The sequence below is a fragment of the Cobetia sp. 10Alg 146 genome, assembly GCF_029846385.1.
GTDB classification, from domain to species: domain Bacteria; phylum Pseudomonadota; class Gammaproteobacteria; order Pseudomonadales; family Halomonadaceae; genus Cobetia; species Cobetia marina.
The window spans coordinates 161,305-182,067 of sequence record NZ_JARWKT010000006.1; the positions used below are offsets into that span (position 1 = coordinate 161,305).

The following is a 20,763-nucleotide window of genomic DNA, read 5'->3' on the forward strand; positions in this document are numbered from 1 at the left end:
CGGCCATTCTACGACCATCGTGTCGAGAGTCTGGTCATGTCGGTGTCGGCCGTGCGATAACCTTCATCATCACTTGTTCACGCATGAACGGCGGCCCATGGGTCTCCCCGGCCTTGAGCATGGCATCGGGGAAGCATGGCGACTCCGCCGTCATCGTCCATTTCCGTCTCGCCGACGAGGAGTCCTCATGGAGCGTATTCGGCTCGAGTTCCCAGAGCAGCGCCTGGTGCATCGTCATGCGATGACGATTCGTGTCAGTGATATCAATTATGGCCAGCATCTCGGTCACGATAGCGTGGTCAGCCTGGCGCACGAGGCACGTGGCCAGGCCTGGCAGGCACTCGGCTTCCCGGAGTGGGATGTCGATGGCCTCATGAGCATCGTCTCCGATCTGGCCGTGCAGTATCAGGGGGAAGGCAAGCTGGGCGATGCGCTGGTGGTGGAGACCGCCATGGACCCCGTGTCCGGCAAGGGACTGGGTGTCCATCATCGTCTGGTGCGGGTCGGTGACGGCAGTGTGCTGGCCACCGTCAGGGTCGGGCTGGTGTTTGCCGGCCCCGACGGACTGGCCGTGCCGAGTGCACGTGTCAGTGACGAGATCGAGCGTACGGTCGCGGCGCTGGCCTGCGAGGTGGCGCGCTGATGTCGCGGGAGTATCCGATCATCGCCGTGACGGGCTCCTCCGGTGCGGGGACGACCACGGTCATGCGGACCTTCGAGCGCATGTTCTCGCGTGAGTCGATCCATGCCGCCTATGTGGATGGCGATGCCTTTCACCGCTATACCCGTGATGAACTGGTACGCATGTTCCAGGAGGCGCCGGAGCGCAAGCGCGAGCTGTCTCACTTCGCGGTCGAGGCCAACCAGCTTGATCGACTGGAAGCGCTGTTTCTGGAGTATGGCGAGCAGGGCTCCGGCACGCACCGTCACTACATCCATGCCGAAGACAAGCGCATGATCGAGGCGGGCTACAAGGTCGGGACCTTCACCGAATGGCAGTCGCTGCCGGATTGCACGGACCTGCTGTTCTACGAGGGCCTGCATGGCGGGCTGGTGACGCCCGAGCATGACATCGCGCGTCATGTGGATCTGCTGATCGGCGTGGCACCGACCATGAACCTCGAGTGGATCCAGAAGATCGACCGGGACACCAAGCTGCGCGGGCACTCCCAGGAAGCGGTGGTCGATACCATCCTGAGCCGCATGGATGACTACGTCCGCTATATCCAGCCCCAGTTCTCGCGTACCCATATCAACTTCCAGCGCGTACCGACGGTGGACACCTCCAACCCCTTCGAGCCGCAGGACATTCCCACCGATGCCGAGTCGATGGTCGTCGTGCACTTCCGTGATCCGGGCAGCGTCGATTTCCCCTATCTGCTGGCGATGATCCAGGGCTCCTTCATGTCGCGCCCGCATACGCTGGTGGTGCCGGGTGCCCTGATGGCGCTGGCCATCGAGCTGATCATCACGCCGCTGGTCAGGAGTCTGCTGGCCCAGCGCCGCTTCCGCTGAGACGTGAGGTCGGCGAGAGCAGGACGCGTCACCGACCCTTGAGACGCGGCAGGATGCGTTTCTTCCACAGGCGCAATACCTGATTCAGGCGACCGCTACGCATCAGCAGGCGAGCCTCGCGTGGCCGCAGCGGCAGCCCCAGCGTACGTTGCTTGAGCTTGAGGGAGTGGCGCAGGTCGAAGCGACGCATCATGCGCATCACACCGGCCGTGCCCGGCAGTCGCGGCAGCCGCACCGCCGAGGTGAAATCGATCAGTACCGGTATGCCATCGCGCAGTATGACGTTGGAGCCGCGGATGTCGTTGTGTGCCATGCGGCGCTGATGCAGCTGCTGCACGACGAGAATCAGCTGCTGGCAGAGTCCTGGATGCGCCGCGGGATCCAGCTGTGCATCGCTCAGCAGAGGGCCGGGAATGTATTCCATGGCCAGTGCCAGCGGGGAGACGCGTGCAATGGCGCGCGGTGCATGCGTCCAGCCGGCCAGGCGGCTCAGCATCTTCAGTTCTCGACGGACCAGCCAGCGCGCGACCAGTGCCGCCGGGGTGCCGGCATAACGACGATAGTCCTTGCATACCACCGTCTGGCCATCGAGGTGCGTGAGATAGACTTCCGCCTTGAGAAAGCCCTTGGCGCGCTGCAGAAAGTCCTCTGCCGCCGGTTCGCGTGACAGCGTCCCGGCAGTGTCCGCGTCAGGCGTGGCCACTGATGCCTTGGGTGTCACTGTACCCGTGGTTGCCCTGCCGGAGGCGTCCAGCTCGTGAGTCGCCTTGTGCAGGGAGGGGATCAAGGAGGTTTGCAGGCGCATGACGGCAGGCTTCTTGTTAGCGAGGTAACAATGATTATCCTATCATTTAGCGAGTCCGCCCACCGTCGTGAGTGAATCATTCTGTTGCCCATCCAGCGACACTCGTCTCATGCGCAGAAGCCTGTCGGTATCGGGGGCGTCTCGGTGATCACTGTCTTGGTGATCATTGTCTCGGGGCTTGGCCCATTGCGGTGCTGACGCTACGCTTGCACCTTGCGCTGCCGTTGGCGGCGACGTCATTGTCGAGGGAGAAGGTGTCATGGACTGTCTGTTCTGCAAGATCATCAATCGCGAGATTCCCGCCGATATCGTCTATGAGGATGAGGAGGTGCTGGCCTTCAATGACATCAACCCTCAGGCGCCGACCCATGTGCTGATCATTCCCAAGCAGCACATCGCCACGCTCAATGATATCGAGGAAAGCCAGCTGGCTACGGTGGGACGCCTGCAGTACACCGCCGCCAGACTGGCGAAGGAATACGGCTTCGCCGACGATGGCTACCGTGTGGTGATGAACTGCAATGAAGATGGCGGCCAGACGGTCTATCATATTCACATGCACCTGATGGGTGGTCGCCGCTTCACCTGGCCGGCTGGCTGAGCCGGCGTAGAGCAGGCGCCTGTACCGGCGGTTCGCGGGCAGGTAGCGGCTAGCGATATACAAGCGTGCGGCACACGGGCGCATACCGGGCATGACGTGAAAGCGTCATGCCCGGTCTTGTTCTGCAGGCTGCAGGCAGGAGATGTCGGAGCGATGCGAGACTCAGACGTGCCGACGACGACAGCGTCACTCTGCCCCTTACCGTGAGTGGGGGCCTTGCGTAAGATGGTGGCATTGCTCACGCCGTGCAGGAGTTCTTACATGACGCACCCCACCGCCAGTCAGGCACAACGTCACCACAGTCGCGCCGACCAGTTGATCCATCAGTTCGATACCGTTCTGCGCACGCTGGTCCCTCATGCGGCTCAGCCGTCACGACCTACCCCGGCAGGCGATATCGTGGACAGCGAGATCAGTGATGCGGAGCGTCAGCATGCTGCCGGTCTGATGCGCATCAATCATACCGGTGAAGTCTGCGCCCAGGCGCTGTACCAGGGCCAGGGGTTCACGGCGCGTCTGCCGGAAACGCGCAGCCAGATGGAGCTTGCCGCTCAGGAGGAGATCGACCATCTCGCCTGGTGCGATGCACGTCTCGTCGAGCTGGATGCCAATACCAGCCTGCTCAATCCACTGTTCTACATGACGAGCTTTGCGCTCGGGGCAGCGGCCGGCGCCATCAACGACAAGGTCAGCCTCGGGTTCGTGGCCGCGACCGAGGAGCTGGTAGGCGAGCACCTGTCGAAGCACCAGCAGACACTGCCCGAGGGCGATCAGCGTTCACGCGCGGTGCTGCGGCAGATGGAGATCGATGAAGCGCATCATGAGCAATGGGCGCTGGAGGCCGGAGGACATCGCTTCCCGGGGCCGCTGAAGAGCGCCATGCGGCTGATGTCCAAGGTGATGACCGCCAGCGTCTATCGCGTGTGAGGGTCAGGCATCTGAGCTTGCCTGTGTAGCGACAGGTCGCTGAAACGAAGAAGGCCGCCCCGTGGGGCGGCCTTCTTGCGTCGTGTGACCCTGAATCGGTCATCGGTGTCGGGGCTTATTCCTTGACCTGGTACTCACCATCCAGCGTCGCGGTGCTGGTGCCGTCTTCGCGTGTCGCATCCCGCGAATAGTTCTGGCGGCCGTTGGCCTTGTCCTGGGCTTCCTGCATGCGCTGTTGCATCTCGCTCATGCGCTTCTTCATGCGCCGGCGGATGAAGGGCAGCATGATGATGCCCAGTACCATCATGATCAGTGCCGCGAACAGGCTGAAGATCATGACGACACCGCCGATCAGCCAGGCAGCGACCAGCTTGAGGCCTGACAGGCCTTGAGAAGGACGCTGGTTGCCGGCGTTGGCCTGCCATTGGCGAGCCTGGTTCCAGAGAGTGTTGTGCTGTTGGCCTTGCATGTTGATTCTCCGCAATGGTTGCCGGGCCGATGGGCCGGGCAGGGAAGACCCGATGTGTGAAGGTGGATGGTCGGGGGTATCGGGTCTGGAAAGTGGGGTGTCTCATTTGGCTGTCAGCGCCTGAAGCACCTGAGCCAGGGCGGTACTGCAGGCCCCTGCGAGATTCGTCATGCCTTTGGCTGCCTCATGATCTCAGCATCGAGGTTGGCAGCGTTGTCGTCAAGGCGATTGTCGTGTCCGCAGGGGCGCGGTGGAGGCCGTCAGGTCCGAGCGTCATCCGCCCGGCATCGTGCTGGCGAGGGTGGGCAGGCTCAAGGACAGGGTCTGCTGTCGGCCTTGCCCGTCCAGTCCGACGATTCGGATGGCATGCGCCTCCACGTCGACACTGCGTATTCTTTCAATGCCGTCGCTGGCGGCAAAATTCAAGGTCTGACGCAGGCTGTTTCTCCCCATTGCCCCTTCCTCCGTCTGGTGGGTCTGGCGGCGTAGCGCCTCATCGATCAGCTCGCCATCCGCGCGATTGATGGACAGTTCCATCTCCCAGCCGTCTCGCCCCCAGCCGGTGAAACGGACCTGATTCGCCACGATGTCCATGCCACTGAATTGACGCATCCCACTGTGGCTGGCTCGCATCATCAGCTGGGTCAGCAGTTCCGGGGCCAGCCCCGTGGACAGGAGGCGAGAGCTTTCGTGAGAGCTTTCGTGATCGCGCTGCGAGCCCGGTGCCGCTTGCCCTGACGTGGCATCGCCATTGTCATCGCCCATCCCCGCAGCACGCCTGTCAGGGCTGCCAGAGCTGTCAGGACTGCCAGAGCTATCGGGACTGTGCCCGCTCGCCGTGGCGAGCGCGGCCACCTCGCGACGAGTGTCATCCAACCCCGTGCCCAGCGTGGAAGCGCTCAGCCGATGCTGGGGAGGGAGATCCTCGATGCCATTGGCATAGGCGGGCACCGAGCCCAGTATCAGGCCGAGAGCGCCCGCTCCCAGTCGCTGGCGAAGGTTCACGATGGAGCGCCCCGCCAGCCGGATGCTGATGGCCCGAGAGCGAGCCTCCTTCACACTGGTAGAGGCAGGAGATGACGGCATGGATGCCTCCTCAAGGCAGTGGAACATGGCCTCACTGTGAGACATGCGACCTTGCATGACACTGAGAGGGGGATTCATCTGAGGTTCATTGCTGCCTGTCAGTCTTTGCGGCATGCGGTCATCCGTGCGCATCCGCTGGCGTCCGCGCTGTTCCAACGCAGGTTTGCTTGCACATTCCATTGCCAGGATGCTTGTCGAGCATCAGCGCCCGTCGCGGCGCACCAGACCCGCCGCAATTCAAGAGGTTTTCCGTCATGCCGACTCCCCGCAAGGCCCAGACAGGCGCCAGCGCATCCCGCGTCAGCCAATGGCGGCAACGCTATGGATGGTTGTGCCTGGGGCTGGGCGGCTTGCTGATCGGTGTCCTGGCCATGCCGCCGCATGCGCTGTGTGACAGTGAGCGCTGGCGTAGCCTGCACGATGAGGTGGCTGCCGGTCGTGTCATTTCACTGTCTGAATTGCTGGACAGTCTCGAGCGTGACTGGCTGGGGCAGGTGGTCGAGGTGGAGCTTGAAGACATCCATGGCGAGCTGATCTACGAGGTCGAGATGCTCGGACCGCAGGGCCAGATGGCCAAGTTCACCGTACGGGCCGCGGATGGAGAGCTGCGTGAGGTGCGTGGCGTCAATCTGGACGCGATGCGCCGTCATGCTCCCGAGAGCCCGGCAGGCCCGTCGCCATCCCTGAGCGAGCGTCAGCCAACGGGCGGTCTTGAGGGTGCCGAAGACCCCTGAGGACCGTTATGCTTGCAGCAGTGTCCTCGTGTGATGCCGTGACGCGGTATCCGTCACCGGATAGCGACTGCCCAGGAGTGCCCAGAATTCATGAAGATATTGTTGGTGGAAGATGACATGCCGTTGGCCGAAGCGCTGATGGCACGCCTCAGTGAGGCAGATGTGCTGGTCGAGCATGCCGTCAATGGTGCCGATGCCGATTTTCTGGTGCAGACCGAGCGCTATGATGCGGTGGTGCTGGACCTTGGCCTGCCGGATGGTGATGGCACCCGCTGGCTGGCCCAGTGGCGTGAGGCCGGCATCGAAGTCCCGGTGCTGGTGCTGACGGCGCGCGAGCGCTGGTCGGACAAGGCGGCCGGTTTCTCTGCCGGTGCGGATGATTACGTGACCAAGCCCTTCGAGACGGCCGAGGTCATCTTCCGCCTGCGCGCGCTGGTGCGTCGCTCGCGCGGGCATGCCCATCCGGTGCTCAAGCTGGGGGATCTGGCCTGTGATACGCATGGCGGCACCGTCAGCCTGGCGGGGCGCCCCGTGTCACTGACGGCACAGGAGACGCGGTTGCTGATGCACCTGATGCATGCCGTGCCCGGCGTGGTGAGCCGTTCGGAGCTGGTCGAGCATGTCTATGATCGCGACCACGAACCCGACTCGAATGTCATCGATGTCCAGATCAGCCGCCTGCGTCGCAAGCTGGGGGCTGAGCGTATCGAGACCCTGCGCGGCCGCGGTTATCGCCTGCGCGACCCGGATGTCGAATCGGGTGGCGCAGACGGGGCCGGCGCAGCGGGAGCGGACGGCCGCGACGCATGAAGCCATTGTCCGTCGGGCGGCGACTGCTGGGTGGCTCGCTGGTCATCGCCTTGATCGTCATGCCGTTGACCGGTCTGGGGCTGGCGTGGAGCTTTCGGGATGCGGTGACGACGGCCTTTGACCAGCGGCTGCTGTCGCTGTCGAAGGTGTTGATCGCCGCGATCCAGTTCGATCGCGAGAAGGGCCGCCCGGGGCTTACGCGCTCGTTGGGTGATCCGCGTTTCGATCAGGCCTACTCCGGCTGGTATTGGCAGATTTCCGATCGCCACGGCAATGTGCTGACCTCGCGCTCGCTGTGGGATCAACGCCTGCCGATTCGCGATGAGATCAGTGCCGACGGGTTCCTGAGCCGGGATCTCGACGGGCCGCGCCATCAGTCGTTGCGCGCCATCGAGCGTGATATTCGCCTGCCGGGCCGCAGCCAGCCACTGCATGTGATGGTGGCGGCGAGTCGCAGCGAGGTGGACGCCGAGGTCGCGCGTTTCGAGTGGTTGCTGGCGGGAGCGCTTGTCGCGCTGGCGTCGTTGCTGGTGTGTGGCTCCGCCGCGCAGATCAGCTGGGGGTTGGCACCGCTTCGGCGGTTGCGGGCACGCCTCAAGCGGGTCGCGGAGGGGGAGGCGGACAGGCTGGAGGAAACACGCCTGCCACCTGAGCTGACTGAGCTGACGCGCGCGATCAATGCAGTGCTGGAGCGAGATCAACGCCTGATCGAGCGTGGGCGTGCCGCGGCGGGCAATCTGGCGCATGCGCTCAAGACGCCAGTCAGTGTGCTCAAGGCCCAGTCCGAGCGCTTTGATGGCGAGGACCGCGCCCGCATCGATGCCGAATTGCGACGTATCGATGAGGCCGTGCGTCACCATCTGGCGCGGGCGAGTGCCGCGGGCGGTGCGCATCTCAGTGGGCGAGTCAGTCTGCGCGAGGCCGCCGGGCCGGTGTTCGATGGCCTTGGGCGCCTGGCGAGCCGGCGTGGCATCACCCTCAGTCTCGCGCTGGAGGATGATGCCGGTGTGCGCGTCGACCCGCAGGACCTGCAGGAGATGGTCGGCAATCTGCTCGAGAACGCGCTGCAATGGGCGCAGCAGCAGGTACGTGTGACCAGCGAGTCCCGCGATGGCGGTGTGCTGCTGGTCATCGAGGATGATGGCCCGGGCATGAGCGACGAGCAGAGCGCCGCCGCGCTGGGGCGTGGTGCACGTCTCGATGAGGGGCGCTCCGGTTCAGGGCTCGGGCTTGCGATCGTGGACGACCTGATGGCGCTGTATGGCGGCGAGCTGAGGCTGGAGCGCTCCGCTCTGGGCGGCCTGGCGGCGCATGTCTGGCTGCCCAGCTCACCGCTGGTGGGGACCAAGCCCACGGCCTGATGGGAAGAGGGGTGTCCTGCAGTCCTTTGATATTAGCCTATTGAAAGATATCAACTCATAGGGCTTGGCTATCACCTCGATCCCGAGAGATGATTGGGCGTCACGCCAGCCGCACCGTATTCTGAGGGGGTTCGGCTGGCAGCCGGACGGGCTTCGTTTCTGAGTCTCGTCTGCCGCGCCCTGCGGTGATGACGAACTGGCGCTCCTTCGGGGGCGCTTTTTTTATGCCTGCTATCTCCCTGTTCCGGCAGCGAGATGCGCGCGTGACAGTGACCCCGGGAGAGGGTTGACGGCTGTACAAGGCGGAGATTGAACGCAGGGAGGCTAACGGTCGTCTTCAGGATCGCATAGGCTGTCAGACAGGAGTCGTGTGAATTCTCAGGCGTCAGGAGGTGGGCATGAAGGACATGACGATGTGCGCTCAGCGTGGGGATCTGGAAGGGCTCAGGGAAGCGCTTGCCGAGCCCGGGGCGCGTGAGCGCCTCAATGATGTCGATTATCGCGGACGCTCGCCGTTGATGGTGGCCGTGCAGGCCAATCAGCCCGAAGCGGTGGCGGCTCTGTTGGCCGCGGGAGCTGACAGCGAGCAGACCGATGCCCTGCATGACACGCCATTGCTGGCTGCCGCGGCGCTGGGATATGGCAATTGCCTGACCTGCCTGCTTGAGCACGGTGCCTCGGCCACGGTGCTCAATCGTTTCTCCTCCACGGCCCTGATGTCCGCCAGCGAGCGCGGCCATGCGGATATCTGTCGCGTGTTGCTGGAGCAGACGGACGTGCCGCCTGATCATCAGAATCGCCTTGGCTGGACGGCGCTGATCGAAGCCGTATTGCTGGGGGACGGCGGGGATGCCTATCAACAGGTGGTCAAGCAGCTGCTGGATCACGGCGCTGACGTCAATCTCGCGGATGCCGAGGGAGTGACACCTCTGGCGCACGCACGCTGGCGCAAGTTCGAGACCTTGAGTGACATGCTGGAAGCGGCTGGTGGTCGGGAGCAGGGCGTAGCGCATGTCGTGTCGGACGAGACGCTTCAGGCAGCCCGCTCGGCGAGTTCTCGCCAGACATGATGGCCAACCTACGCAGGAGGCAGCGCATGGTATTACCCTGGGGGCTGTTGATCATCGGCGTGGCGCTGCTGTTGCTGGGTGCGCTTCGCTGGCAGTACGCACAATCACTCGCACGGGAAAGCGTCCAGGTGATGGGAGAGGTGATCAGTCATGATCGCGCCCTGAACGTGGAAGGGCGCGGCCGTATCCATCTGCCCAAGGGCGGTGAGTTGAGTGAGGACGAGGCCCTGGCGATGGCAGGCTTGCCGCCGGGGGGGCGCTTCAATGTCGAGTCGATCCAGTACGCGCCCATCGTGCGTTACCAGGACAGGCGTGGCGGTTGGCATGAATATGTATCACCGCTGGCGGTACAGACGCCGACACCTGCGGTCGGCGAGACCGTGGCCGTGAACTATCGACGCAGTGCGCCTCACGAGGCCAGTCTGCCTGGCACGCGCGGCTGGTTGATCGGCGTCCCATTGGCGCTGGGGGTCGCGCTGTGTCTGGTGGCGCTGCGTCTGTTGTTGAGAGGGCCGGTAGCATGAATAAGACCGGTAGCATTAAGAGGGCCGGTGGCATGGAGGGGGACGCATGTTGGCAACCGGCTGTCAGAGGTGAGGGTGAATGAAGGATTCTGAAGGCCAGGGGACAACCCGGCGTTACGGTATCGGCATGCTGGTGCTGTGCTGGGGGCTGATACTTGGCATGCTGGTGTGGTGGTTCCAGGGGCAGCTCGAGGAGCGTACCCGCCCGAATGCCTCGCTGGCCGGTCAGGCATTGTCCCAGGGGGAGCCGCTGACCCTGACGCGCAACCGCTCAGGGCACTTCGTGGCCCCCGGCGAGATCAATGGTGAGCCGGTGACCTTCCTGCTGGATACCGGCGCCACCTATGTCTCGGTGTCCGAATCACTGGCCGAGCGTCTGGCGTTGCCGCGCGGGCGCGATGCCCGCTTCACCACCGCCAATGGGGTGAGCCATGGCGCACTGACCACGCTGGATGTCGTCAGTCTGGCGGGGCTCAACCAGCGCGAGGTGCGCGGGGCCATCGTGCCGGGCATGCATGATGAGGTGGTGCTGCTGGGAATGAGCTTTCTGGGGGAGTTCGATATCAACATGCGGGGGCAGCAGATGACACTCACGCCGGTTGCGGGGCGTGGCGGCTGACGAGACTGCCGGGCAGGAAAGGCCGGCCAGATAGTCAGACGTGAAACGCCCCGCTCATGGGAGACCATGAGCGGGGCGTTTCACGTCTGACGCGTCAGCGGAAGATCAGTCCTGCTTGGGCGGCTCGACATGGCCACCGAAGCCGAAGCGCATCGCGGACAGCAGACGGTTGGCGTAGGTGTTTTCCTTGCGCGAGCTGAAGCGCGAGAACAGCGCGTTTGCCAGCACCGGCACGGCAACGCCCTGCTCGACGGCGGCATCGACGGTCCAGCGGCCTTCGCCACTGTCGGAGACGGCACCGCTGTAGTGATCCAGGCGCGCATCGCCGGCGAGCGCCTGGGCGGTCAGGTCGAGCAGCCAGGAGGAGACGACGCTGCCACGACGCCAGACTTCCGCGATGTCGGCCAGGTTGAGGTCGAAGCGCTGGTCTTCCGGAAGGTCCTCGGAGCCCTTGCTCTGCATCAGCTCGAAGCCTTCGGCGTAGGCCTGCATCAGGCCGTACTCGATACCGTTGTGCACCATCTTCACGTAGTGGCCGGCACCGACCGGGCCTGCGTGGATATAGCCACGTTCCGCGCGCTCATCCGGGGCATTGCGACCCTTGGTGCGCTCGAGGTTGCCATAGCCGGGGGCGAGGGTGTCGAACAGCGGCTCGAGATGATCGAACACGGCCTTCTCGGCGCCGATCATCATGCAGTAGCCGCGCTCCAGGCCCCACACGCCACCGGAGGTGCCCACGTCCACGTAGTTCAGACCCTTGTCCTTCAGCGTGGCAGCACGACGGATGTCGTCCTTGTAGAAGGTGTTGCCGCCATCGATGATGGTGTCGCCGGCTTCCATCAGCTCGGCCAGTGCGCTGATGGTCTGCTCGGTGATCTCGCCCGCCGGCAACATGACCCACACGGCACGCGGTGCCTTCAGCTGCTGGACCAGCGCCGCGAGATTGTCGACGTGGGTGGCGCCGTCAGCGACCAGTGACTGGGCAATCGCCTCGTCACGGTCATGGGCGACCACTTCGTGGCCATTGCGCATCAGGCGGCGGGCGATGTTGCCGCCCATGCGGCCGAGTCCGATGATACCGAGTTGCATGTTCGTTCCTTTCACGTGAAGCCGGGGAGAGTCGGGACGGCGCGAAGCCTACCCTGTGCGGGCGCTGGACGCAAAAACGGGCCATATCAATGACATGGCCCGTTCGTTATTTTCTAGCCACTAGATCTATAGGGGCAATGAGTGGACACCTAATGCTGCGTTGTCGATCATTGCCGCAGAGTTCGAGTAGATAAGTGGTACCTTTTCCAAGGTAAACGAGTGATGTTTACCTTGGATAGGAATCGCACAATATCTTTTCTGCCTCTATATGCGACCCGACCTTGAGCATTCGAACCCATCAAAATAATAGGTATGCCCCGTGGAAAACATTGAGCGATGCTTTTACTGAACTGATGGCTCTCAAGAGCTGAGTTCAGTACATGCCCCTTGACTGAGATAACCGCAAATCTGACACCTTGCTCCTCGACTAACGCTGCATCGATATGCATGGCTTTCAAGCCTCCGCTTTGCTGATGAGAAATGTTGACTCAGGCAGGCATCACGGCCAGAATTGCTTTGCTTTTGGTGGGCGATCAGCCTGCTTCAAGGAAGATGGACTGCGACCTCCATCTTTCTACAAGGCCTAGGGCGTCAGTCCTAGGCCTTTTCTATTGGGCTCTCCCTGAAACAGGTAGAGCCCAAATTCTTTGTATCAATCCCAGCTCAGGGCACCGCCGACCTGATATTCGGTGACGCGCGTCTCGAAGAAGTTCTTCTCCTTGCGCAGGTCGATGATCTCGGACATCCACGGGAACGGGTTCTTGGCGCCCGGGAACTGCTCCTTGAGGCCCAGCTGCGCGAGGCGACGGTTGCAGATGAAGTGGAGGTATTCCTCCATGATGGCCGCGTTCATGCCCAGTACGCCGCGCGGCATGGTGTCACGCGCGTATTCGATCTCGAGCTGGGTGCCTTCCAGAATCATCTGGGTGACTTCGTCCTGGAATTCGGCGGTCCACAGGTGCGGGTTCTCGACCTTGATCTGGTTGATCACGTCGATGCCGAAGTTCAGGTGCATGGACTCGTCACGCAGGATGTACTGGAACTGCTCGGCGACGCCGGTCATCTTGTTGCGACGACCCATGGACAGGATCTGGGAGAAGCCGCAGTAGAAGAAGATGCCTTCGGTGACGGCGTAGAAGCCGATCAGGTTGCGCAGGAACTCCTGGTCCGCTTCCGGGGTGCCGGTGTGGAAGTCGGCACGCGCCAGCGCCTGGGTGTGCTTGAGGCTCCAGGCGGACTTGCGCGCCACGGAGTCCACTTCACGGTACATGTTGAAGACTTCGCCTTCGTCCATGCCCAGGGACTCGATGCAGTACTGGTAGGCGTGGGTGTGGATCGCCTCTTCGAAGGCCTGACGCAGCAGGTACTGACGGCACTCCGGGTTGGTGATGTTCTTGTAGACGGCCAGCACCAGGTTGTTGGCGACCAGCGAGTCGGCAGTGGAGAAGTAACCCAGCGAGCGCATCACGATCAGACGCTCGTCTTCGGTCAGGCCGTCCTGGCTCTTCCAGAGCGCGATATCCGCGTTCATGTTCACTTCCTGCGGCATCCAGTGGTTCGCGGAGCCGTCGAGGTACTTCTGCCATGCCCAGTCGTACTTGAAGGGCACCAGCTGGTTGACGTCGGCGCGGGCATTGATCATGCGCTTCTCGTCGACCTGAATGCGCTGGGCACCCATTTCCAGTTCTTCCAGACCCTTGGCCACGTCAAGATCGTCCAGCGCCTGCTGGGCGCGGGCGATGCGTTCCGCTTCGCTGACCGCGTAGCCTTCGCTGTTCTCGCTCGCGACGGCAACTTCAGCCGCCGGGGTTTCGGCCTGCGGCGCCGGTTTGGCAGCGGCCGGCTTCTCGGCAGCGGGGGCTTCGTCTTCGTGGAAATCGTCCCAGTTCAACATGTTGCGTTCCTCGTGTTCGTAGTGGTCACGCGGGCAATCAGCGTGACAAGAAGGCGTTGGCGGTGCGTCCTGCGACGCTGGCGCCATCGAGAGGCGTGATCTGCCGAGAGGGAAGGTCAGGCCCGGGCCGTGTTTCGAGACAATGTCAGGAGGCAGTGATTGTTGTGTCGGCACAAGACCGAGCCAGGCTCGGTCTTGAGAAAGTGCCGCAGCCCGCCTGCCGGGGATGTCATCGCAGGCGGGGAGTCAGGCAGGGCCTGACTCGAGTCTTGCGCAATCGCTTACTGACAGGCCTCACAGCCCAGCTCATCGATGTTGCTGGCGGAGGGGGCACGCTGACCGCTCTTGCCTTGCAGGAAGTCTTCGATGCCACGCGGTTCCGGCTTGGCTTCCGGTGCCGGGGTCGGCGCGGGAGCAGGAGCCGGAGTCGGTGCGTTGCCGACGGCGTTGTGCTTGCTGCGATCGACGGTGGACTTCTCCACGGCGGTCGCACCCAGAGCACGGAGGTAATAGGTGGTCTTGAGGCCACGGAACCATGCCATGCGGTAGGTCACGTCCAGTTTCTTGCCGGACACGCCCTGGATGTACAGGTTCAGGGACTGCGCCTGGTCGATCCACTTCTGGCGACGCGAGGCGGCTTCGACGATCCACTTCGGCTCGACTTCGAAGGCGTTGGCGTACAGCGCCTTGAGGTCTTCCGGAATGCGCTCGATCGGCTGGACGCTGCCGTCGTAGTACTTGAGGTCGTTGATCATGACCTCGTCCCACAGGCCGCGCGCCTTGAGGTCGTTGACCATGTAGGCGTTGACCACGGTGAACTCGCCAGACAGGTTCGATTTGACGAACAGGTTCTGGTAGGTCGGCTCGATGGACTGCGAGACGCCACAGATGTTGGAGATCGTCGCGGTCGGCGCGATCGCCATCACGTTGGAGTTGCGCATGCCCTGAGTGCGGACCTTCTCGCGGATGTAGTCCCAGTCCTGAGTCTGGCTTTCGTCCATCTCGATGTAGTCGGCGCCACGCTCGGTCTTGAGCTTCTCGATGGAATCGATCGGCAGGATGCCCTGACTCCACAGAGAGCCGTCGAAGCTCTCGTAACGGCCACGCTCGGCCGCCAGATCACTGGAAGCTTCGATGGCGTGATAGCTGACGAGTTCCATGGATTCGTCGGCGAAGGTCACGGCTTCTTCGGAGGCATAGGCGATGGACTGCGCATAGAGCGCGTCCTGGAAGCCCATGATGCCGAGGCCGACCGGACGGTGACGCATGTTGGAGCGACGCGCCTGCGGAACGGCGTAGTAGTTGATGTCGATGACGTTGTCGAGCATGCGCACGGCGGTACGTACCGACTTCTTGAGCTTGTCGCCATCCAGCTTGCCGTCGATGACGTGCTGCGCCAGGTTGATCGAGCCCAGGTTGCAGACCGCGATCTCATCCTCGGAGGTGTTGAGGGTGATCTCGGTGCACAGGTTGGACGAGTGCACGACACCGGCATGCTGCTGCGGGCTGCGCAGGTTGCACGGGTCCTTGAAGGTGATCCACGGGTGGCCGGTCTCGAACAGCATGGAGAGCATCTTGCGCCACAGATCACGCGCCTTGACGCGCTTGAACAGCTTCAGCTGGCCCTGACGGGTCATCTCCTCGTACTGCTCGTAACGCGCCTGGAAGGCCGCGCCGTACAGGTCGTGGAGGTCCGGGCAGTCGGACGGCGAGAACAGGGTCCACTCGGTGTCATCGAAGACACGCTTCATGAACAGGTCCGGCACCCAGTTGGCGGTGTTCATGTCGTGGGTACGACGACGGTCATCACCGGTGTTCTTGCGCAGGTCGAGGAATTCCTCGACGTCCATGTGCCAGGTTTCCAGGTAGGCACAGACGGCGCCCTTGCGCTTGCCACCCTGGTTGACGGCAACGGCGGTGTCGTTGACGACCTTCAGGAAGGGCACGACGCCCTGGGACTTGCCGTTGGTGCCCTTGATGTAGGACCCCAGTGCGCGCACCGGCGTCCAGTCATTGCCGAGACCGCCGGCCCACTTGGAGAGCATGGCGTTGTCGCGGATGGCACCGTAGATGCCGTCTAGGGCATCCGGCACGGTGGTCAGGTAGCAGCTGGACAGCTGGCTGCGACGGGTACCGGCGTTGAACAGGGTCGGCGTGGAGGCCATGTAGTCGAAGCTGGACAGCAGCTCGTAGAACTCGATGGCGCGACCTTCGCGGTCTTCCTCGTTCAGGGACAGACCCATGGCGACACGCATGAACATGACCTGCGGCAGCTCATAGCGCACGTCGTTCTGGTGCAGGAAGTAGCGGTCGTACAGGGTCTGCAGGCCGAGATAGGTGAACTGGTTGTCACGTGTGTGATCGATGGCGGCGCCGAGGCGATCCAGATCGAAGGTGGCCAGTTGCTCATCCAGCTGCTCGAAGGCGATGCCGCTCTCGATGTAGGCCTTGAAGGCGACCGGGTAGTGGTCCTTCATCTCGCCGAAGGTGGCCTCGTCAGCGACCTTGAGGAAGCTCAGGGCTTCGCGGCGCAGGTTGTCCTGCAGCAGGCGGGCGGTGACGTAGGTGTAGTTCGGGTCCTTCTCGACCAGCGTGCGCGCGGTCATCATCAGCGCGGTGGACACGCCATCGACCGGCACGCCGTCGTACAGGTTCTTCAGCGAGTCATCGACGATCTTCTGGGCGTCGACGTTGGAGAGCTCGGCGCAGGCATCGAACACGAGTGTCTCGATACGGCCCAGATCCAGCGGACGCACGCTGCCGTCGAGGTGCGTGACATTGATGGTCGGGTGCGGCTTGGCGATGCCGTCGTTCTGCGCGCTGCGGGCACGGGCGTGCTCGTCACGGTAGAGAACGTAGGCGCGGGCCACCTTGTGCTCGCCGGAGCGCATCAGGGCCAGTTCGACCTGGTCCTGGATGTCTTCGATATGCAGAGTGCCACCATCAGGCATGCGACGCTGGAAGGCATCGGTGATCTGGCTGGTCAGCTGCTGGACCAGATCGCGGATGCGCGAGCTGGACTCGACCTGATCGCCTTCCACGGCGATGAACGCCTTGGAGAGTGCGACGGAGATCTTGCTGGCATCGAAGGGCGCAACATCGCCAGTGCGCTTGATGACGCGCAGGCGCTGGGGTGCGGTCACGTCGACTGCCGCCTGATCGGTGCTGAAAGTGGAATCCATGACGCCTTCCTGAATCGTCTGAAGGTGAATCGTTGCCCGGCGAGGGCCCGTGGGCAAAGCGTGTGTCACTGCCGGCGAGGCACCCGGTAGGGCGTGCCATCACGCACGGCTGGCTGACATATCGTCTGATCGCTGTCTCGGCTGGCATGACCCGTCAGGCCACTGAAAGGCGGTCAGACAGGAAATTCGGTACCGATGACAGCTTGGTCGCGGCAGATCATGCGTTGCCGCGCCATCTGCTGAATCATCTCTTTCGGGCTTGACTTGAGGCTTGAAAATTGCCTTTCCGACTTATGGGTGCGGACGTCGCCAAAACCCTACATATGGGGTGTGAGCTGAGTTTGGACACAAGATAGTGTTGTTTTTGGGGTCGTGCAAGTGGATAACTTGTGGGTAAGGTGTGGTTGAAAATCCGTGCCTGCCGCCCGGGGATGTCAAGACATTGCGTGTTAATTTCTTTGCCCCTCGTCAGTGCGCATGTGTGCGGGACAGCTGGCGCGTAAATCCCCAAATTGGCGTATCATTCGTGACAAATCACCCTGAAAAGGTTACGACGTGGCACAGGACGGTAACTCCCTGTGAGCCGCTGGCCACGCCGACCCAACGATGCGGATGGAATGCCCTTGGATACCAATGCGCAAGAACATGTACTGATTGTCGAGGATGACGAGCGTCTGGCGACATTGACGCGTGAGTATCTCGAAGCCAACAACTTCCGCGTCAGCGTCGAACACGATGGCGGCCGGGCAGTGGACCTGATCATCAGCCTGCGCCCCGACATCGTGATCCTCGATCTGATGCTGCCGGGCGAGGATGGCCTGTCCATCTGTCGTCGCGTGCGGCCCCAGTTCTCCGGCCCCATTCTGATGCTGACGGCACGTACTGATGACATGGATCAGGTGCTGGGCCTCGAGATGGGCGCCGATGACTACGTGCCCAAGCCGGTGCAGCCTCGCGTGTTGCTGGCGCGCATGCGTGCCTTGCTCAGGCGGGCCGACGGCCCGGAAGAGGCGGCAGGCGAGACGCGTCTCGTCTTCAATGACCTGGAGATCGACAACGCTACCCGTGAAGCCTGGCTGGCGCGTGAGCGTATCGAGCTGACCAGTGCCGAGTTCGATCTGCTGTGGCTGCTGTCTTCCAATGCCGGGCGCGTGCTGACTCGTGAAGAGATCTTCTCGGCACTGCGTGGCATCAAGTATGACGGCCAGGATCGCTCCATTGACGTGCGCGTCTCGCGCATCCGGCCCAAGATCGGTGATGATCCCAATCACCCTGAGCGGATAAAGACGGTACGCAGCAAGGGTTACCTGTTCGTCAAGGACCTCTGATTCATGCGGCGTGCGCTGTCTGACAGTATCTTCCTGCGCGTCTACGTGGTGCTGCTGCTGGCGTTGCTCCTGACGCTGGGCGTGGCGTTGGGCGGTTATCAGCTGACCAACGCTGTCCGACTCGAGGCCTACCAGACCCGCCTGGGGGCGGCGCCGATGCTGCTGCTGACCCGGCAGGTGGCCGAGGCGCCTCCTGCCGAAAGGTCGAGCCTGCTGGAGCGCTCCTCGCGCCTGCTGGATGCGCGGCTGATGCTGGCGCCTGTTGAGGTATTCGACCTCAACTGGTGGGAGAAGCGCCGTCTGGCGGCCGGCCGGCCTCTGGTGCATGAGCATCAGGATGCCGGCTGGCAGCTACTGATGCAGGTGCCGGGCGAGGAGCAGGTGCTGGAGCTCAGGCTGCTGCATCTGGCTGAGCGACAGTTGCGGGGATTGATGTCGTTGCTGCGGGAAACCTTGTTGCCCATGGCACCGGAGCAGCGTGTCGCTCTGTTGTCGGAGCTGCAGGATGCCTCCGGGCTGGCCTTCGCTCAATTGCCTGATATGCCCAACGGGCTGGATGCGCAACAGGTCGGGCGGATCAACGACCAGCGAGTGGTGCTCAACATGGCAAGCCATGGGCAGGCGCTGGCGCTCTATACCCGCCTGGAGGGTCACAACCTGATCAAGGTCGGGCCGCTGCAGGTCTTCGAGACGACCCCGGCGGCATTGATCGTTGCCATGATTCTGGCCGTCATCAGCCTGTTGGGGGGTGTCATCTATCTGGTCGTGCGTTCGCTGGAGGCACGGTTGACTCGACTGGAGAAGGCGGCGACCCGGATTGCCGGCGGCTACCTCGATACGCGGGTCAGGATCGAGACCAATGACTTTCTTGGCCGTCTCGGCATGGCCTTCAATGGCATGGCCGAACGCGTGCAGGGATTGCTGGGAGCCCAGCAGGACATGATTCGCGCCGTCTCCCACGAGCTGCGTACCCCGGTGGCACGTATCCGCTTCGCGCTGCAGATGATCGAGGACATGGTGGATGATGACTTCGTGCTCCGGCAGATCAAGGGCGCCGATGGTGACATCGAGGAGCTCGACAAGCTGATCGACGAGATCCTGACCTATGCACGCCTCAATGACGCCGCCGGGGTTCAGCTGGATCTGGGGGCGGTGGACTGTCGGGAAGTGGCGGAGCAGGTCTGTGAAACCCTGGCGCCACTGCATCCTGAGCTGCTGCTGAGCATTGAAGGCGGTGCCTTTGATGTGGAGGCGGAGGCACGCTATCTGCAGCGTGCGCTGCAGAATCTGGTCTCGAATGCCTGTCGGCATGCAGATTCACGTGTGCTGGTGCGCATCTCCAGAGACCCGCAGGTGGTGCGCATCGATGTCGAGGATGATGGCCCCGGCGTGGGCGAGGAGGACCGCAAGAAGGTCTTCAAGCCATTCGCGCGACTGGATGATTCACGCACGCGATCTTCAGGTGGCTATGGTCTGGGGCTCTCCATCGTGCAGAAGATCATGCACTCTCATGGCGGAAGCGTGGTGGTCGATCGGGGCATCGCCCTGAAAGGGGCACGTTTCAGCCTGCTGCTGCCCTTGTCCAGCAGCAAGCTGAAACGTGAGGCACCTCCTTCCTTGCCGCCCGTGACCCCCGGGGAGGGGGATGACGGGCAGCGCACCTGAGCGATGCTACTCTATCGTGATACGCAGTGGTGCGAAGCGATGTCATCAGCGAGGAGGGCAAGTGGATGAATCTGCAAGATGCGAGCCGTGACGTCGGGGCTCTGCATGACGCATTGATCGGCTCCTGGGAGCTGCAACGCTTCTGGTATGCCTGGCCGGATGGGCGTGAATGGGAGCCATTGGGGAGGTGTGCGGGTCAGCTGCACTATCTCCCCAATGGCTTCATGAGCGTTCAGCTGGCGGCTCGTGAGCGTGAGCCTCTTGGGGTGGCGCCCACTGATGATCAATTGATGGCGGCCTTTCGACAGGGCTTTGCCTATTGTGGGCGCTGGTGCTGGGATGAGCGGCGTCAGGAGGTCCGTCATCAGGTAGACGTCGCGAGCATCGCGGACTGGAGTGGCGTGACGCTGGCGCGGCGAGTCCAGCTCACCGGAGAGTCACTGCTGCTGGGCACGGACGCGCCCAATCTTCAGCTGCCTGCAGGGGGCTATACCACCTGGCTTGCCTGGCAGCGTCTTCATGATAGATGACATCATTACCGAAAAGGCTTGACGGGATCATGGCTTAAGGTGCAAGGTAACCCCTGTTGGATAGCAAGACGCACCACTCAGTCGCCTGTGCTGCTCGGTAAAACGCCTTGAGCGCCCCGAAATGCCTCGCTGATTTGATGCATGGTTTTGCTTTGCCCACGCTCTTCGGGTAATGCCCGTTATTTCAAACATGCTAATCAGAGAGGAATTTCTCATGGCAACTGGTACAGTTAAGTGGTTCAACGACGCGAAAGGTTTTGGTTTCATTGCTCCGGCTGACGGCGGTGACGATCTGTTCGTTCACTTCTCCGAAGTCCAGGCAGAAGGCTTCAAGACCCTGCAGGACGGCCAGCAGGTCTCCTTCGACGTGACTCAGGGCCAGAAAGGCCTGCAGGCAGCCAACGTCAAGGCTATCGACTGATCATCACTCGCTGCGGAATCCGTTCCGTGTGAGATGATAGATGTCTAGAAGCGCCCCAGCTCATGCTGGGGCGCTTCTGTTTGTGTGCGTGAAAAACGCAGTATCGGTGACCTGGTACGCCCCGCAGGGGCAT

Annotated in this window: 20 protein-coding genes; 14 read left to right on the top strand and 6 right to left on the bottom strand. The window is 62.6% G+C overall.

The annotated features are described in order from the left end of the window. Window positions 1-187 precede the first annotated feature (187 nt). Together QD172_RS12355 and QD172_RS12360 are read left to right on the top strand one after the other, a co-directional pair. Complete coding sequence (locus QD172_RS12355; protein WP_077378853.1) at window positions 188-643, top strand: acyl-CoA thioesterase; 456 nt, start codon at window positions 188-190, stop codon at window positions 641-643. Continuing rightward, window positions 643-1,515: a phosphoribulokinase gene (locus tag QD172_RS12360; protein WP_077378856.1), complete on the top strand. Its 873-nt coding sequence runs from the start codon at window positions 643-645 to the stop codon at window positions 1,513-1,515. Before QD172_RS12355 ends, QD172_RS12360 begins: the two co-directional genes overlap by 1 nt. Window positions 1,516-1,543: 28 nt before the next feature. On the opposite strand, the gene QD172_RS12365 is transcribed toward QD172_RS12360, so the two are convergent. Next, window positions 1,544-2,320, bottom strand: coding sequence for an RIO1 family regulatory kinase/ATPase (locus tag QD172_RS12365; RefSeq protein ID WP_077378859.1), 777 nt, complete (start codon window positions 2,318-2,320; stop codon window positions 1,544-1,546). 259 nt (window positions 2,321-2,579) lie between these two features. On the opposite strand from QD172_RS12365, the gene QD172_RS12370 reads away from it, so the two are divergent. Both QD172_RS12370 and coq7 read left to right on the top strand, forming a co-directional pair. Then, window positions 2,580-2,921, top strand: coding sequence for a histidine triad nucleotide-binding protein (locus QD172_RS12370; RefSeq protein WP_084209399.1), 342 nt, complete (start codon window positions 2,580-2,582; stop codon window positions 2,919-2,921). A gap of 261 nt (window positions 2,922-3,182) precedes the next feature. Then, window positions 3,183-3,848, top strand: a complete 666-nt coding sequence (coq7, locus tag QD172_RS12375; protein ID WP_084209398.1) for a 2-polyprenyl-3-methyl-6-methoxy-1,4-benzoquinone monooxygenase — start codon at window positions 3,183-3,185, stop codon at window positions 3,846-3,848. 115 nt (window positions 3,849-3,963) lie between these two features. Here coq7 and QD172_RS12380 read toward each other — a convergent pair whose 3' ends face one another. Then, window positions 3,964-4,317: a hypothetical protein gene (locus tag QD172_RS12380; protein ID WP_084209397.1), complete on the bottom strand. Its 354-nt coding sequence runs from the start codon at window positions 4,315-4,317 to the stop codon at window positions 3,964-3,966. A gap of 273 nt (window positions 4,318-4,590) precedes the next feature. Continuing rightward, window positions 4,591-5,403, bottom strand: coding sequence for a hypothetical protein (locus QD172_RS12385; protein WP_279855872.1), 813 nt, complete (start codon window positions 5,401-5,403; stop codon window positions 4,591-4,593). Window positions 5,404-5,657: 254 nt separating this feature from the next. Here QD172_RS12385 and QD172_RS12390 point away from each other — a divergent pair, with 254 nt between their 5' ends. The 6 genes from QD172_RS12390 (at window position 5,658) to QD172_RS12415 (ending at window position 10,521) form a co-directional block, all read left to right on the top strand. Continuing rightward, window positions 5,658-6,137 carry a hypothetical protein gene (locus QD172_RS12390; protein ID WP_191236523.1) on the top strand — a complete coding sequence of 160 codons (480 nt, stop codon included), beginning with the start codon at window positions 5,658-5,660 and terminating at the stop codon, window positions 6,135-6,137. A gap of 90 nt (window positions 6,138-6,227) precedes the next feature. Continuing rightward, a complete protein-coding gene (locus tag QD172_RS12395; RefSeq protein ID WP_279855873.1) occupies window positions 6,228-6,947 on the top strand; it encodes a response regulator transcription factor in 720 nt (239 codons plus the stop codon). Further along, window positions 6,944-8,308: a HAMP domain-containing sensor histidine kinase gene (locus QD172_RS12400; protein WP_077378875.1), complete on the top strand. Its 1,365-nt coding sequence runs from the start codon at window positions 6,944-6,946 to the stop codon at window positions 8,306-8,308. Before QD172_RS12395 ends, QD172_RS12400 begins: the two co-directional genes overlap by 4 nt. A 398-nt stretch (window positions 8,309-8,706) precedes the next feature. Continuing rightward, complete coding sequence (locus tag QD172_RS12405) at window positions 8,707-9,378, top strand: ankyrin repeat domain-containing protein (protein ID WP_084209395.1); 672 nt, start codon at window positions 8,707-8,709, stop codon at window positions 9,376-9,378. A gap of 26 nt (window positions 9,379-9,404) precedes the next feature. After that, on the top strand, window positions 9,405-9,902 hold the full coding sequence (locus QD172_RS12410; RefSeq protein ID WP_077378881.1) for a DUF3592 domain-containing protein: 498 nt from the start codon (window positions 9,405-9,407) through the stop codon (window positions 9,900-9,902). A gap of 79 nt (window positions 9,903-9,981) precedes the next feature. After that, the gene (locus tag QD172_RS12415; protein WP_077378883.1) at window positions 9,982-10,521 is read left to right on the top strand and encodes a retropepsin-like aspartic protease; all 540 of its coding nucleotides are present in this window, start codon (window positions 9,982-9,984) and stop codon (window positions 10,519-10,521) included. Between the two features lie 105 nt (window positions 10,522-10,626). Here QD172_RS12415 and gnd read toward each other — a convergent pair whose 3' ends face one another. The 3 genes from gnd to QD172_RS12430 form a co-directional block, all read right to left on the bottom strand. Beyond that, entirely contained in the window at window positions 10,627-11,610 is a 984-nt protein-coding gene (gene gnd, locus QD172_RS12420) for a phosphogluconate dehydrogenase (NAD(+)-dependent, decarboxylating) (protein ID WP_077378886.1), read from the bottom strand. 652 nt (window positions 11,611-12,262) lie between these two features. After that, window positions 12,263-13,504: a ribonucleotide-diphosphate reductase subunit beta gene (locus QD172_RS12425; protein ID WP_279855874.1), complete on the bottom strand. Its 1,242-nt coding sequence runs from the start codon at window positions 13,502-13,504 to the stop codon at window positions 12,263-12,265. A gap of 281 nt (window positions 13,505-13,785) precedes the next feature. Further along, a complete protein-coding gene (locus QD172_RS12430; RefSeq protein WP_084209391.1) occupies window positions 13,786-16,686 on the bottom strand; it encodes a ribonucleoside-diphosphate reductase subunit alpha in 2,901 nt (966 codons plus the stop codon). Between the two features lie 617 nt (window positions 16,687-17,303). Here QD172_RS12430 and QD172_RS12435 point away from each other — a divergent pair. The 4 genes from QD172_RS12435 (at window position 17,304) to QD172_RS12450 (ending at window position 20,630) form a co-directional block, all read left to right on the top strand. Then, a complete protein-coding gene (locus QD172_RS12435; RefSeq protein WP_077378895.1) occupies window positions 17,304-18,014 on the top strand; it encodes a winged helix-turn-helix domain-containing protein in 711 nt (236 codons plus the stop codon). A gap of 3 nt (window positions 18,015-18,017) precedes the next feature. Continuing rightward, window positions 18,018-19,679 (top strand): ATP-binding protein, encoded by a 1,662-nt coding sequence (locus QD172_RS12440; protein WP_279855875.1) that lies wholly within the window; start codon window positions 18,018-18,020, stop codon window positions 19,677-19,679. A 65-nt stretch (window positions 19,680-19,744) separates the two neighbouring features. Next, window positions 19,745-20,209, top strand: a complete 465-nt coding sequence (locus tag QD172_RS12445; protein WP_139345494.1) for a lipocalin-like domain-containing protein — start codon at window positions 19,745-19,747, stop codon at window positions 20,207-20,209. A 214-nt stretch (window positions 20,210-20,423) separates the two neighbouring features. Further along, entirely contained in the window at window positions 20,424-20,630 is a 207-nt protein-coding gene (locus tag QD172_RS12450; RefSeq protein ID WP_077378903.1) for a cold-shock protein, read from the top strand. Window positions 20,631-20,763 lie beyond the last annotated feature (133 nt).

What these genes read in the sequence shown, in the direction of transcription:
- QD172_RS12360 (WP_077378856.1), top strand. Translation starts at nt 643, where the DNA reads ATGTCGCGGGAGTATCCGATCATCGCCGTGACGGGCTCCTCCGGTGCG.
- QD172_RS12395 (WP_279855873.1), top strand. Translation starts at nt 6,228, where the DNA reads ATGAAGATATTGTTGGTGGAAGATGACATGCCGTTGGCCGAAGCGCTG.
- QD172_RS12450 (WP_077378903.1), top strand. Translation starts at nt 20,424, where the DNA reads ATGGCAACTGGTACAGTTAAGTGGTTCAACGACGCGAAAGGTTTTGGT.
- QD172_RS12390 (WP_191236523.1), top strand. Translation starts at nt 5,658, where the DNA reads ATGCCGACTCCCCGCAAGGCCCAGACAGGCGCCAGCGCATCCCGCGTC.
- QD172_RS12425 (WP_279855874.1), bottom strand. Translation starts at nt 13,504, where the DNA reads ATGTTGAACTGGGACGATTTCCACGAAGACGAAGCCCCCGCTGCCGAG.
- QD172_RS12400 (WP_077378875.1), top strand. Translation starts at nt 6,944, where the DNA reads ATGAAGCCATTGTCCGTCGGGCGGCGACTGCTGGGTGGCTCGCTGGTC.
- QD172_RS12365 (WP_077378859.1), bottom strand. Translation starts at nt 2,320, where the DNA reads ATGCGCCTGCAAACCTCCTTGATCCCCTCCCTGCACAAGGCGACTCAC.
- QD172_RS12430 (WP_084209391.1), bottom strand. Translation starts at nt 16,686, where the DNA reads ATGGATTCCACTTTCAGCACCGATCAGGCGGCAGTCGACGTGACCGCA.
- QD172_RS12435 (WP_077378895.1), top strand. Translation starts at nt 17,304, where the DNA reads ATGCCCTTGGATACCAATGCGCAAGAACATGTACTGATTGTCGAGGAT.
- QD172_RS12380 (WP_084209397.1), bottom strand. Translation starts at nt 4,317, where the DNA reads ATGCAAGGCCAACAGCACAACACTCTCTGGAACCAGGCTCGCCAATGG.
- QD172_RS12415 (WP_077378883.1), top strand. Translation starts at nt 9,982, where the DNA reads ATGAAGGATTCTGAAGGCCAGGGGACAACCCGGCGTTACGGTATCGGC.
- QD172_RS12440 (WP_279855875.1), top strand. Translation starts at nt 18,018, where the DNA reads ATGCGGCGTGCGCTGTCTGACAGTATCTTCCTGCGCGTCTACGTGGTG.
- coq7 (WP_084209398.1), top strand. Translation starts at nt 3,183, where the DNA reads ATGACGCACCCCACCGCCAGTCAGGCACAACGTCACCACAGTCGCGCC.
- gnd (WP_077378886.1), bottom strand. Translation starts at nt 11,610, where the DNA reads ATGCAACTCGGTATCATCGGACTCGGCCGCATGGGCGGCAACATCGCC.
- QD172_RS12370 (WP_084209399.1), top strand. Translation starts at nt 2,580, where the DNA reads ATGGACTGTCTGTTCTGCAAGATCATCAATCGCGAGATTCCCGCCGAT.
- QD172_RS12355 (WP_077378853.1), top strand. Translation starts at nt 188, where the DNA reads ATGGAGCGTATTCGGCTCGAGTTCCCAGAGCAGCGCCTGGTGCATCGT.
- QD172_RS12385 (WP_279855872.1), bottom strand. Translation starts at nt 5,403, where the DNA reads ATGCCGTCATCTCCTGCCTCTACCAGTGTGAAGGAGGCTCGCTCTCGG.
- QD172_RS12410 (WP_077378881.1), top strand. Translation starts at nt 9,405, where the DNA reads ATGGTATTACCCTGGGGGCTGTTGATCATCGGCGTGGCGCTGCTGTTG.
- QD172_RS12445 (WP_139345494.1), top strand. Translation starts at nt 19,745, where the DNA reads ATGAATCTGCAAGATGCGAGCCGTGACGTCGGGGCTCTGCATGACGCA.
- QD172_RS12405 (WP_084209395.1), top strand. Translation starts at nt 8,707, where the DNA reads ATGAAGGACATGACGATGTGCGCTCAGCGTGGGGATCTGGAAGGGCTC.